General features: G+C 50.7%; 13 protein-coding genes. 12 read left to right on the forward strand and 1 reads right to left on the reverse strand.

The window, feature by feature from the left end:
• Positions 1-125: 125 nt before the first annotated feature.
• The 7 genes from LOC67_RS17110 to LOC67_RS17140 all read left to right on the forward strand — a co-directional run bounded on the left by LOC67_RS17110 (position 126) and on the right by LOC67_RS17140 (position 7,052).
• Positions 126-551, forward strand: coding sequence for a hypothetical protein (locus LOC67_RS17110; RefSeq protein WP_230263861.1), 426 nt, complete (start codon positions 126-128; stop codon positions 549-551).
• A gap of 192 nt (positions 552-743) precedes the next feature.
• Positions 744-1,301, forward strand: coding sequence for a PEP-CTERM sorting domain-containing protein (locus LOC67_RS17115; protein ID WP_230263862.1), 558 nt, complete (start codon positions 744-746; stop codon positions 1,299-1,301).
• Between the two features lie 373 nt (positions 1,302-1,674).
• Positions 1,675-2,472: an endonuclease/exonuclease/phosphatase family protein gene (locus tag LOC67_RS17120; protein ID WP_230263863.1), complete on the forward strand. Its 798-nt coding sequence runs from the start codon at positions 1,675-1,677 to the stop codon at positions 2,470-2,472.
• Between the two features lie 86 nt (positions 2,473-2,558).
• A complete protein-coding gene (locus tag LOC67_RS17125; protein WP_230263865.1) occupies positions 2,559-3,146 on the forward strand; it encodes a DUF6882 domain-containing protein in 588 nt (195 codons plus the stop codon).
• A gap of 538 nt (positions 3,147-3,684) precedes the next feature.
• Complete coding sequence (locus tag LOC67_RS17130; protein WP_230263867.1) at positions 3,685-5,307, forward strand: serine hydrolase; 1,623 nt, start codon at positions 3,685-3,687, stop codon at positions 5,305-5,307.
• A gap of 635 nt (positions 5,308-5,942) precedes the next feature.
• Complete coding sequence (locus tag LOC67_RS17135) at positions 5,943-6,410, forward strand: hypothetical protein (protein ID WP_230263869.1); 468 nt, start codon at positions 5,943-5,945, stop codon at positions 6,408-6,410.
• A gap of 210 nt (positions 6,411-6,620) precedes the next feature.
• Positions 6,621-7,052: a hypothetical protein gene (locus LOC67_RS17140; protein WP_230263870.1), complete on the forward strand. Its 432-nt coding sequence runs from the start codon at positions 6,621-6,623 to the stop codon at positions 7,050-7,052.
• A 1,228-nt stretch (positions 7,053-8,280) separates the two neighbouring features.
• Here LOC67_RS17140 and LOC67_RS17145 read toward each other — a convergent pair.
• Positions 8,281-8,424 (reverse strand): hypothetical protein, encoded by a 144-nt coding sequence (locus LOC67_RS17145; protein WP_230263871.1) that lies wholly within the window; start codon positions 8,422-8,424, stop codon positions 8,281-8,283.
• Between the two features lie 32 nt (positions 8,425-8,456).
• On the opposite strand from LOC67_RS17145, the gene LOC67_RS17150 reads away from it, so the two are divergent.
• The 5 genes from LOC67_RS17150 (at position 8,457) to LOC67_RS17170 (ending at position 12,356) form a co-directional block, all read left to right on the forward strand.
• A complete protein-coding gene (locus tag LOC67_RS17150) occupies positions 8,457-8,795 on the forward strand; it encodes a hypothetical protein (protein WP_230263872.1) in 339 nt (112 codons plus the stop codon).
• Between the two features lie 197 nt (positions 8,796-8,992).
• Positions 8,993-9,607 (forward strand): hypothetical protein, encoded by a 615-nt coding sequence (locus LOC67_RS17155; RefSeq protein ID WP_230263873.1) that lies wholly within the window; start codon positions 8,993-8,995, stop codon positions 9,605-9,607.
• A gap of 921 nt (positions 9,608-10,528) precedes the next feature.
• Positions 10,529-10,939 carry a hypothetical protein gene (locus LOC67_RS17160; protein WP_230263874.1) on the forward strand — a complete coding sequence of 137 codons (411 nt, stop codon included), beginning with the start codon at positions 10,529-10,531 and terminating at the stop codon, positions 10,937-10,939.
• 342 nt (positions 10,940-11,281) lie between these two features.
• Positions 11,282-11,698, forward strand: coding sequence for a hypothetical protein (locus tag LOC67_RS17165; RefSeq protein WP_230263875.1), 417 nt, complete (start codon positions 11,282-11,284; stop codon positions 11,696-11,698).
• 55 nt (positions 11,699-11,753) lie between these two features.
• Positions 11,754-12,356, forward strand: a complete 603-nt coding sequence (locus tag LOC67_RS17170) for a hypothetical protein (RefSeq protein WP_230263876.1) — start codon at positions 11,754-11,756, stop codon at positions 12,354-12,356.
• The last annotated feature ends 32 nt before the right edge of the window (positions 12,357-12,388 follow it).

Genomic DNA, 12,388 nt, shown 5'->3' on the forward strand with positions numbered 1-12,388 from the left:
GGGACTCAGGGTTCGTGTCCGCGTGGCGGATTTGTGGTTGGGTGTGTGTTGGATTCGTGCTGGTTAGTATTGCGTCTTGTGTGGTCTTGTCTGCGTTTCAAAGCGTTGCAGTTACCGAAATAACAGTGACTGCACTCGATCCGGGAACAGAGCCTAGAGATCACAATCTCCCGTTTATTAAGCAACATGATGCATTGCCTGACTATGAACTGCACCTGTTGCTTCAAAGTGGCGAAACCATACGGCTTGGGGCCAAGCCGAATGTATCCGCTGCGGAAGGCCTTACGTGGCATCTTTATAATCCAGTCGGTATACACCGAATTTCAACCATTCGGCTTCAGGAGCAAGACAAGATCATCTCCGATCCTATTGTTGAGATTGCATTCTCCGATCGCTCAGTCACACAAGGCGGGTACAGGTTTGACTTCGCAACGGAACGTTCTTTCTCAACTGGAGTTGCCGCGTTTTTCGAGCTTCCAATTGGAAAAGCGATAGCGGCTGGATTCACGATCGCAATTCTGTTGCTCATCCTTAGCTTCTTCGCCGTCTGATCAGCGTCAAGGAAGCTAATCAATTGGTGCACTGAAGTCCGCGAGTCGATGTTGGTGTAAGGTATACAGCTGTCGCTACCGTACGGCGATTCACGCCCTTAATTGATTCCAAGTTCTGGGGATTTCGACATGAGTTTTATTTCTAGGAATTGTTTGTTCATTCTGGTGTTTCTTGGATTTAGCTTTTTCTTGATGAGCAAGCATGCTAATGCAGACCTTGTTTTGGCGTCATTTTCCGGAGGCAGTTTTGGTGCAACGAATGTGAATCAGACAAATTCGTTCAATATCGTAGTTGGGCCACAAGACGTATTTATATCGCAGCTCGGCTTTTTCGACCACAATGCAGATGGATTACTCGCATCGCATGAGGTTGGTGTCTGGAACTCTAGCGGCACGCTTGTTACATCTGCAATCGTTCCGTCGGGTACCTCTGCACAGCTTGTCGGGCAGTGGCGAATGGTTGAGATTGCCTCGATTCGTCTCAAGTCGGCGGAGACCTATCTAATTGGTGCTCAGGTGTTTGGAGACCGCTATGTCTTCAATGGGGAAAATGGCGTTTACGATGATGCGGTCGGTCCTGTGAGCCCCGGAGGTTCGTTGACCAATGGAAGCGGATTGAACTTCCCGACTAATCCGACGGGTGGAAGGTTCAACGCGAATGCGACGATCTCTGCGGTGCCAGAGCCTTCGTCGTTCGTTCTGCTGGTCGCCACATCGTGTGTTGTCTTTGGAAAACGACGAAGGCGATAATCAATCGGTTGTCGCAGTGCTTGGGTCAGGAAGTATCGAGACGAAGAGGGCGAGGCCCAACTCGCATGATGGCACTGAATTGACGCGGTGGTATGTAATGTTCGCATGGATGGTTGACGTGCTTGGCAACTGCTCACCCTCTTGGACAGCTTTTGTCTTGTTTAATTCGTAGTGGTCTTTCCGGGGGCAATGGTTGCAGATGCCACTGCCAGCTGTAGATCGAAAATGATTTCACGGTTTGATGGTGTTATGCACGCCACCCAGCTGATCTCAAGGTCAACCCTCCAGGGAACCATGCAGCGAATGGTAGAGCGTGTGTAGACTTGTCCGTCTTTTGGCCTTTTCGCATGATGTTAACTGTTAACGGATTGGGATGAAGACACTTGCTTTTCTTATCGTGATCTTTGCTTCTCTTGCATCAGAAATAATGGCGAAGCCATTTCGTATTGCAACGTACAATCTGAACTGGGGGAATCGTCGCGGGGACCAAGTGCTTGACGCCATCTCGAAGGCGAAACCAGATCTTGTATGCTTTCAAGAGTCAACGCAGCAATCAGAGCGATTCTTGCAAGACAAGCTCGCTGAAGACTTTCCACACTTTGCTTCGGTCGGGCACCAAGGCCGCTACGCGGCAGAACGGTTCTCTTTCGCATCAAAGCTCCCGCTCTCGGATGTTAGATTCATTCCTCCCAGTGCCGGCCTATTTGGGTTTTGTACCGCGAACATTGTTGTTGGTGATGTGCCCGTTCAAATCATCAATGTTCATCTGACTCCGGTCGTACTGAAGCGTGGCGACCGTGTTGCCGCGGCAATGCTTGCCTTGTCCGATGCCGAGGCAAAACACGAAGTTGAGATCGCGGCGATCTCGACCGTACTGGACCCGACGCGTCCGTCTATTGTGCTTGGTGACTTCAATAGCATTTCGACATTCGTCGCACCACGTACCCTGACGAACATGGGGCTTGTTGATTCGTTTGCTGCTGTAACCACTGACGCGGATGCCAAGCCGACTTGGACATGGCCCACTCGTCCGCTGCCGATCTCACTGCGAATTGACTACATCTTTCACACGAAGCACTTTTCGACGATCGCATCGTCTATAGTTCAACGTGAAGGTTCGGATCACTCACTTGTTGTTTCCGAACTCTCACTCCGACCCACAGACGGCTGATAGCTAGAATCTGCAACTGAAGACGGATGGATGTTGTCTTCGTCTGTTTGCGAGTCGTTCGTCCGTCGTCCTTAATCAGAATTGCTATGTACCATAATCCATGCATCAATCCACGCATCGCCGTTTGCTTGCTACTGCTCGCTTTGGCACCGAGCGGCTGCGGCAAGTCTTCGCAGCCAAGTGAGCCACAGATGTCTTCTGCGGAATCGGATGACTTCCAAGATCTGCTTGAAGCCAGCATGAAAGAATTGCAGCTCAAGACCGAAGCTCACAAGGCATGGGGATTGGGGACGTTCGACCGATGGAACATCGATCAGGATGTAGGCGACCTCGTGTTCTCGAATGCGGATGGCACAACAGCAGTTGCACCGGCACAGATCATCGGTTCGTTCAGCACCAGCGACAATTCCTGGCTATGGGCTTGGGATAATCCATCGATTGACGATGATCTCAAATTCCATGCTTTGAAATTGAAGGAATACGGCGAAAAGCACGGTATCGAGAAACTGACCACGCAAAAATGGACTGGCACTGAAGACGATGCGTGGGCGATGGCCGCCCTCGCGGTAAAACTATGTGATGCTCAAGGTGCGTATCGCGGTCCTGCTGGTCCGTCGTATGTGTTCCTGACGTTCGGCGAGGTCAAAATTAGCAAGCCTCAAGATGGCTCATAGCAATCGGTTGAACGAGAGCAGCGGGCCAGGGCAACCTGACGCAGTTAAGGCTGACGAGTGTCCATCGAGCTACATGGCGACCGCATCGCGTTTGAATTCATCGGTGTAGGTGTGTAGCTCGGGCATCGCTGAGGGTTGGGGCTTCCGTGGCATCGTAGGCTCTATGAGTTCCTTTCGGTTTAAGGACTCGCGTGGGCCACGAAACCCAGGCCACCTCAGTTGCCCCACCGAAAAGGGCGGCACTTCTTGGGATCCTCGTTCTGATCTCGGTTGCCATGTATACCGTCGTGATGCTCTACACTACTTGGCTGCGATGGAAACGTTCGGCTTTCGTAGATGCGATTCTTTACCCTGCGTTCGTCTGTGCTGTTCCTCTCGTGGCATATATCACAATGGCCGTACAGAAGATCCGATCATCCAGTGGCGAAGGTCCAGGCGATCAACCAAAGTCAGTGAGTCGACGTGTGCAAAGTATTGAGGCATCCGTCGCACCTCGGTTATGTCAATCGTTCGTCGAAGAAGTTCAGTGACTCTACCAATGATTCGACAAGTAAGGCAATTTGCCAATGTGGTTCAGGATGCTTGTGTCTTTCTTGCATTTTTCGCACCTGCTTTCGTTGTGGGAATGCTCGCTGAAAAGAATTTGATGGCGGTAGAGCCACAGGATGCTCAAGAGGTAGCGAGTCCTGACTTTTCGGACTTCGATGAGTTCATTGACCGCGTCTTGCGCGAATGGAAAGTGCCGGGCGTTGCCGTTGGGGTTATCAGTGAAGACCGCGTGATACTGGCGAAGGGATACGGGGCTCGAGACATCGAAAATGACTTGCCGGTGACGAGCAAGACGTTGTTTTCCATTGCTTCGATCACCAAGCCCTTCACAGCAACTGCCGTGGCGATGCTAGTTGATGAAGGAAAGCTGGATTGGAATGACCGAGTCCACGATCATTTGCACGACTTTCAGTTGTCAGATGCAGATGCCACTGTTCAGCTTTCAGTCCGTGACTGTTTGGCTCATCGCACGGGTTTAGCGATGGCAGGTCTTCGTTGGTACGGGGTTAAGGGTTGGCCCGAAGAGCATATCACTCCCGCGCAGTCGTACCGAACACTGCGGTATCTTGAGTTAACTTCGCGGCCGCGATCGACATTTCAGTACTCCAACAGCGGTTACCTGATCGCGGGGCAGTTGATCGAAGGACTGTCAGAGCAATCCTGGGAGGAGTTTATCGAGAGCCGGCTTTTGAAACCTCTTGGGATGACAACTAGCAATTTTTCGATTCAGAATTCGCAGTCCAATTCCGATCACGCTCAGCCCTACGGCATGGTTGGAGATCAAGTGGCGCCCCGGCCGTTTTTCCCCGGAGAAGTTGTGGGACCTGTAGCTGGTATCAACTCCAATGTGGACGACATGATCCGATTCCTGCAATTCAATTTGGCCCAAGGCGAATTCAACGAGACGCAGGTTGTGTCAAAAGCCAGCATGCGAGAGCTATTGACGCCTGAGGTTGCGATGCCGGAATTTAATCGGTTCGATGAAACGACAGGTTTTCATAGTATGGGCTGGCAAATATTCCTTATTCGTGGTGAAAAGTGGGCACGACACACCGGCAGTATTCCCGGCTTCACGGCGGTCGCGGCTTTCTGTCCCAAGCGACAATGTGCCTATGTCGTACTGACGAACCTGGCTTATCGTCCGACGGCCGAACTTATCGAATTGAATATCCGCAGCCGTCTGTTGGGCCGACAGCCCAAAGACGAGTTTGCCTTCTACCGAAACTTAGAGCAAGCGGGAAGTGAGGCCTACGAGCAGGCTAGGTTAGCGCGGCGCCCTGCTCAAGTTCAAGCGACATCGCCAACGTTTCCGCTAGAGCGATACGTTGGGGTTTATTCGCATCCGGCGTTTGGGACCTTTGAAGTTTTGCTCCAGGATCGTCAACTGAGATGGCATCATCACGGTTTTCGTGGGCCGTTAGCCCATTATCACTTTGATAGTTTCGACATGGAGGGCGATCGAACGTACAACGGGATTGTTGATGACGACATTCGGCGTGAACTGGTGAGTTTTCATGCCAACTCGAATGGCGACATCGAGTCTCTGAGTCTAGTTCGTTTTCCAGTGCCCTCGCCGGTCATTTTCACCAAAGCTGATGTGCAGCGACAGTGAACCTTGCAGGAGGCTATCAAGCCTCCGTCGTCTAGCGGGACAAGGCGACAAAGGACGTGCCTGCCTTGTTGGCGCCAACGGGCCGACGAGCCATCTGGTACCAGAGAGCGGTGAAGTTGAGAGTATTGCCGTGCTTAATTTTCCCGCGCTGCTGGTTGATCGGCAATGTATGCATGGATGCTAAAACAATCCAGTATTGTTCATCGTTCACCGGCGAGGCATTTTTAATTTGAATTGTTAGTAACAGGACCCTCTGAGCTCGCGCGATACGCGTTCGCTACAACACGCAATGAAACTTTCACGTTGATCGTTTTGTCTGAGTGGCCTGCATCTGAATTCAAGGGACAGCTGGCTGCAAGTGATCAAATCGGATATCTCATTTGGGTGTTCTGTTGAAAGATTGCTGCTCTAAAATTCTTGGGTGCTGACCACAAGATGGAGGCTGGTTACCTTTGGCGATTCGAATTGGGTAAACTTTTCACAAGCGGAGTGAGGAAGGCTGTCTTCTTTAGCGCCTCACGAACCACGGTATGAACCGAAATTGTGGAGTGAAAGGCTTTGGGGTAGATTGTCAGTCGCCGCAATTTGGTTGTGCCAATCGTCCAGCTAATCCTCGACCATCTCGATTATTGCAAATGTTGCCGTCTACTCATCAGTCATGGTTGGTTTCCGGTGTTTTTGGATTCGTTGTCATTGCAAGCGGATGTTTCAGGTCGGCACCCGAGAACTCCGCTGACATTGAAGCGGTCCAGGAATTGTTTGCCGCGTACAACGCTGCATCGAAAGCAACTGTTGAGATGGCGACAGCATTGCAAAATGCACCGGAGAATGAACGCAATGCCAAGTCTCTTCAAGTCCACTACGCGATACTCGCCCCGGCCTTGGATGAGTTCGTTGCTCAAACAAATGAAATAGATCCAGCATTGGAGGAGGATTTAAAGCAGTGGCATAAGATCGCTACCGAATTGAACGAAATGTTTTCGCAGCTCGTCGATTCGGAGGACTATGATGTGCTAGATGATGAGCGATCACACTTGAATCAATTGCTGGTTTCGGAAGAAGCTTTGAGCGGGCGAATTGCTGAGCATTTCGTTGACTTTTGACACGCTTCGCGAAACGCGGAGCCATGGCCCCGCGATTGCCTGCAGCATTGATTGCTCGCAAGTTTTGCTTCTGAATGGACACAATTGGTTGCCTTGGGATCCCGGGCGTTTCCTTTGTGATAATGAGCGGTTAATCCGGAGGGTTCGAACGTGCTCAGGCGGGCACGGAGACCGCCGCAGTTTTCCACTACTGGCAAGCCCATGCCGCAAATGAATCCTTATAGGCCACCCTCGACGAGTGCTTCAGGTCCCTGTGTGTCGCTGGGCGCGATTGTCATCCTGTGGGCCGGAAACATCGGTCTCGGTTGCTTGGCTGCTGTTCTATGTGGTCTTTCGTGCTACATCGATATCGCTGGAAATGCAAAGGACGATCTTGTGGCGGTCGGGATTATGTTCGGTGTTCCATTTTTGTTCTTCGCCTGTATCGGAATATCTGCGGGCATGACTCAGCTACGTCGGGGATCCAAACTGGATCAGGTTCCCACATCTGTGTACGTGGTTGCACTGACGGCTTTGACGGGGGCATCGCTGTTTGGAAATTCATTACTTCGCTGGTTCTCAATTTTTCTTATCTGCTGTTTTGCAACCATGACGTTGTCCATTCGCTTGGCAATTCGTTACCAGTGCGTCGAAGACGAATGAAAGTGATCTTCAGACCAGGGTGAGAGCCATTCGTGCCCGTCTTCCTGCTCGGGTGTGGTGAACGGCTATTGGTCTGGTGTGGCGTGGGCATTCCGGAACTGAAACGCAATTCAGCATTGGTAACGATCTGTCGGCATTCTTTCCCGACGATCTTGGGCGGCCGATTGATAACTTCGTCCACGAGTGACTCTATTCGATGTCGCTGGTTTTACGTGCGTCGGCTGATGCGTTCTATTCAGCACGTGAGTTTTGCAAAACTTCGAATGTAAAACTTACTCCCCGATGATTTCGTTCGTGCGGATGGTTGTGACTGGTAGCCAACACCAGTTTTCAATGTTGCTGATTGCTGTGCTGGATTTTGCCCATCTGATTTCGAACGAAATTAGTTTCCTGTCAATCGCAATTGAGATTGCGGTTTGATAGATGTTTCTGATCGAAGACGTCCAACGTCTGGTATGTAGAATGCTTACTTGATGCTGATTACCTATGGCACTTCAAATGGGATGGACTTGTCGTCAGCGGTGTACTGCATACTGTCGTCGTGAGTAGCCCGCAAACCAAGGCGTGCACGCGAAGGTAGGGAGCCATTCTTTGCTGAAGTAGTTAGTCCATCGCTGGACCATCGGTGATGGCCGCCGTTCCGCAGTGGACGGTTGATTGCTGACGAATCAAAGCTTGTCTTTGCTACCGACAGAGCTTGGGCAATGGCAACGGGTTATCAAACCGTACATCGACGGCGGTTGGGTGCTTCAAATTCGGAAACACTAATCGTCACTAATACACACTAATCGATTTGTGCTGACCAGCGGTGGTCAGTGTTCCCAGCATGCAGGCGTCATTCGCGTTTCGATTGGCGTATCTACTGGGGCTTCATGTCTTGATGCGAATTTGCGGCCAGTCGATTGGCGACGGTTTAATATTGCAACGCGGCGGTTGCAACGGACTGCTGAGCAACGTCAACAGTTCCTTTTTTTGCTGATGGTTCTGGTCGTGATTGAAACGAAGGAAGCAATCGCGTCCGACGCCCGGATCGCAAATTATCACACTGCAGTTTAAATCGCGTACGATAGACCGTGGTTGATCAAGTTGATCGGCCCAGGATGACGCGGAACAAATTGATGGACGCGAAGTCGCGGGGGCTTTGTCAAACGAATTACTGCAATTTCCTTCGCCGTGCCTCGCTCATCACTGCCGTTATGTCGCAACATGAGAGCAATAGAATGTCAACTTACGATACTAATCCGTACAGAGCAGAGCCGTCGAAGGCGGCTCCACAAAGAGGCGTGCGTGCCATCGCTGCGGCTGCTGGCTTTTCGCTCGTTTTTGTATTCGCGATTTCTATCGCTCGGATCGCTTGTAAAAAATCGCTCATTTGGATTTGCGTTTTCCTACACCCGTGAGACGTTGACTGAGTCAAGTATTGTGCTGGGTTGGGTACTACCGCTGTTCATTGGCTACGCCGCACTCCACACTCAGTACAACTGCTTCCGAAGCACTCCTAAGTCGGATTTCTGGCCAGCAGTCGGTGGAGCGGCAAGTTTCCTGTTTTTCAATTCGGTATGGGACTTCACACAGGGCGTTGCTGATTTGATCAGCGAGTCTTTGGGCGGAATCGTCGATGTTGATTCAGTCCGAATGGTGATGTGCCCTCTCGTGATTGCTATAGCAATCGAAGTGCTCGGAAGCTTCTTCTTGTTTCGGGTCCAGAACGCTCGCTCGCCCGTAACCAAACAGTCGGTATAATAAAGCCGTGGACCAGAGCACTCATTCACGTGGCAATTGGATACAAAAGTCTTTCGTTTGCGCCCGGTTACGGGAGGCGTCCCATAAATGGAAATTCAATCCGTTGATAGGCTATGAACTTGCGATACGTTGATGTTCTCACCGCAGCTGCTACCACTCGAAGCATTGCGTCGTACGAGTCGACTCTTGAACTAAACGTGAGTTCCAGTCGCGGCGGATTGTGCTTCGACTCATCGTTGAAACTTCGTGATCGGGTCATCTCCGCGTTGAGAAACTCGGGGCTGTCTGAATCTGATATCCAAGAAGGCGGTGGGAACGTCGCACTTCAATTTTGGTCATCTGCTAAGTCTGTGTCGCACAGCATCATTGTGCGGAATGCAGATATGGCCAAATTGATGAATAGCATGGCTGCTATCGAGCGGCTGTTTGCATCGAGCAAACGCACATTTTGGTCTCCGATAAAGCAAACCTTCGCTTTCCAATCGCCAAAGCCCATTTACGCACCATCAGAGTCAGCGGAAAACGCGATAGCTGGTGCCATGCAACGGGCGCGAGCGACTGCAGATTCAATTGCATTTGCAAACGGTGAAATGATCGAGTCGTTGGTAAGCGTGCACGAGATTGCAGTGGCATCGCAGAGGAATATCCCCGGGCACGACGAGTTTGACGGGGATGCGGATGTGGCTTTGGACTTTTGCGAAATTGACGATTCGATTGGAGTGATTTCGTATCCATCACTCGGTGACCAGAAGGGGCGCGGGACTCGTCGATTTCGAGTTCGTTTTGCGTTGAAACCAACGACGGCGGATTAACAAAGCGTTGGACGCGGGGGCGCGTGCTGCGAGGTTGGTGACTTCTGAGTTTGTTGGCTGCGGTAAGGTGAGCGCCGGCGATCACACGAGCAAAAGTTTTTGACAGCTACTCTACGGACTAGAGGTCGATATGTATGACTTGATGCTCGCACGAGTTACGTAGGCAAGGTTCGTGATTGCGTTAGTTGCGTTGAGGCTCTTTGGGACCTGGCCTTCCAGTTCCTGTGCTGGCGATAACAACACTGCTCGCTGGGTTCGTTTTGTTTGGAGTCGTACGCGTCTACTAGAGTGGTGGTATTGCCACGCTACTCGGTTGGGCATCGTGCAGAAAGGTTCCTTCGGAGAACCATTTGCAAGATTTGGCGTCTACCCTCGAAGGGTTTAAGGTGTGCAACGATGAGTATGGCGATTGCGGAATCGATTTCATTGACCTGAGAGCTTCTAAAGGAAGGTCGGTGAATTTCGAAAAGGCCGATGCAAACTGCGATGTAGCATTTTCCATTGATGAAGTCGTCGAGATGTTTCAACACGGGAAGTTCACTTCAGGAACTGTCGAAGTCGCATCGCCAACAGAATGAAGCGATAGAACCATCCGGTGGGCCTGAAGTGGGAGTTGCAATTTTGGAGTTGAAGCTCTTTCGTGTTTGCTTGCCGGCGCACTATGTTGAACGCCTAGGTGATTCCTCTGTTACGAATCGGTCAAGGTCATCCTCGATTGTTCAGCCGTTAAGCTTCATGAACACTTCAAGCGTCATGCTAATCTTTACAGAACTTGATTTGAGAAACCTAGAGAATTCGAAGTAGCAGAGCATCGGTTGCAACGTTTTGGAGTCGGACCGAGAGTGTGTGCACCGTTTACTTTGCTGCTGCTGACTACGGACGACCCCGGGGCACAAGTATCTAGTTATTGAAGAGGACCGCGTGGCAATTGACGAACGGATCAATCGGGCTTTCCGGCAAACGCCGCGGCCGAATGGATTGAATGATGCATCAGACCCGACGGAACCTGTGAAGACTCCGGCTACACCCGGTGTCGTTGGGAGCGATGACGAGATAGCTACGAAAGAGAATCAGGAGTTGCAGGCGTCGCTGAAAAAGGTGCAGAAGATGATCGAGGGCGGCCGCGCGGTAGTTTTCGTAAGTGCTGCAAAACACCTCGAACACTGGCGAAACGGCTCGGGGATAAAAACTGATCATGCCGGCATCAGCATTCGAGAACCTGAGATCTGGCTGAAGAAAAAAGTTTGGCCGAAGTTCGTCCCGGGAGCCAACAAGCGTTTTAAAATCTGGCGAATTGAAAGGGGGGGATTCCGTGTCCATGCACTGGATTGACTCATTGTACGCAGATAGTCTAACTGAGCTTTAATTTGCATTGGGTGGATTTACAATCTGGTCTGATGTTATGGTGTCCGCTGAGTCGATTCCCCAATCAGACTGTGTAGGAGTCGTCTGCAAGTTTGAAAGGTGGGAATGTCGTGCATCGGATCGTTACAGCTGGGATTTGCTTAAGAGTACGGTCATTCCAGGTATCGGTCGGGTCGAAGGCGAAGAGCTCCGCATTCTTGAACACTACGGATACGGCAGGATGTTTGATATTGAGTTCGAAGTGTGGCAATTCAAAAATTTCGGTTTGATGAAAGAGTTCTCGTTTTAGTGACTGTTAATCGTTTGTTGATGCGTACACAGATCTTAACCGCAGTTCTGCTTCTTTCGCCCGGATGCAATCGGCATGATCCAAGCAAGCCGATTTCGAACAACCAACTCTTGCTGCGTTCGCGATCGGCAATGCATTTCACGACTGTGCAGATGCCCGAAACTGAAGACGATTCAACCGTTACGGTTTCCCAGGAAAAGATGCAGCAGCTTATAGGATCTCTGCATCCCATTTCTCGTGTCAGTCCAAGCCCCTTGATTGGCGACTGTTACACACTAGCGTATCAAGCAGGTATGGACCCAACCTGGGTCCGCGTTGGGGTGGGTGACAATGCTCTGGTCTTCGAATGGGACGATATCGTCTACATCGGTGGCAACCCCGCCGCATTCCTCGATGCTGTTGAAGCGATTGATCCAGTTCAAGAAACTGACGAATAGCTGTTGCAGGCAATCGTCATTATCAGTTCCCCGTGTTGTCCAGTGTGATGCTTATATGAATGACCAGCTAGAACTTTGTCGCTCAAACTTCTTCGGACGAGCGTCCATTAAAAAGGTTTGGGACAAATTTACTTATTTGCGTGTTCCGAAGCCAGATTGGCTGGGTGAAGATCCGTCGGATAGATTGTCAGTTCTTTTCGATAATCTTGAGATGCTCTACGCGGATGGCACGATCGTTTGGGGACGCATTATTCAAGCAAATGGCCTGTTGTTTGAATCCGGCGAAGATAATTGTCCAGGCGAAGTCGTTTACTCTTTAACGGATCGTGCAGACAACGAACCGGAGTGCCTGACGGACATCGCAGGGAGGCTTTATCAATTGAAAGGGACAACGCCAGCTGACTCAGAACTGCTAAACATAGCACGGTACTTGAGTGATGAGCACGTAAGGGTATTTGGTTTGCCTGTTCCGCATTCGGTAAACGCGTCGCTCCGCTGTAAAATTTCGACTACGTATTTCTACAGAAAGCATCTTCCAGGGGGACGACTGTGCACAATGCTTTTACCGATTGTCGTCTCTCGAAACTCGCCTCATTTCGCGATGCCTTTACCACAAAAGTATTGGCCGAAAGAATTGGTTGCGTGGTGGACACGCTGAATCGAAGTAAAACGGATAATTCGTTGGTTCAC

It is taken from the genome of Stieleria sp. JC731, assembly GCF_020966635.1.
In the GTDB taxonomy this organism is placed as follows: Bacteria; Planctomycetota; Planctomycetia; order Pirellulales; family Pirellulaceae; genus Stieleria.

Coding starts and splice junctions, on each gene's coding strand:
- LOC67_RS17115 (WP_230263862.1), top strand. CDS start 744: ATGAGCAAGCATGCTAATGCAGACCTTGTTTTGGCGTCATTTTCCGGA.
- LOC67_RS17120 (WP_230263863.1), top strand. CDS start 1,675: ATGAAGACACTTGCTTTTCTTATCGTGATCTTTGCTTCTCTTGCATCA.
- LOC67_RS17125 (WP_230263865.1), top strand. CDS start 2,559: ATGTACCATAATCCATGCATCAATCCACGCATCGCCGTTTGCTTGCTA.
- LOC67_RS17130 (WP_230263867.1), top strand. CDS start 3,685: ATGATTCGACAAGTAAGGCAATTTGCCAATGTGGTTCAGGATGCTTGT.
- LOC67_RS17135 (WP_230263869.1), top strand. CDS start 5,943: ATGTTGCCGTCTACTCATCAGTCATGGTTGGTTTCCGGTGTTTTTGGA.
- LOC67_RS17140 (WP_230263870.1), top strand. CDS start 6,621: ATGAATCCTTATAGGCCACCCTCGACGAGTGCTTCAGGTCCCTGTGTG.
- LOC67_RS17145 (WP_230263871.1), bottom strand. CDS start 8,424: ATGAGCGATTTTTTACAAGCGATCCGAGCGATAGAAATCGCGAATACA.
- LOC67_RS17165 (WP_230263875.1), top strand. CDS start 11,282: ATGCGTACACAGATCTTAACCGCAGTTCTGCTTCTTTCGCCCGGATGC.
- LOC67_RS17170 (WP_230263876.1), top strand. CDS start 11,754: ATGAATGACCAGCTAGAACTTTGTCGCTCAAACTTCTTCGGACGAGCG.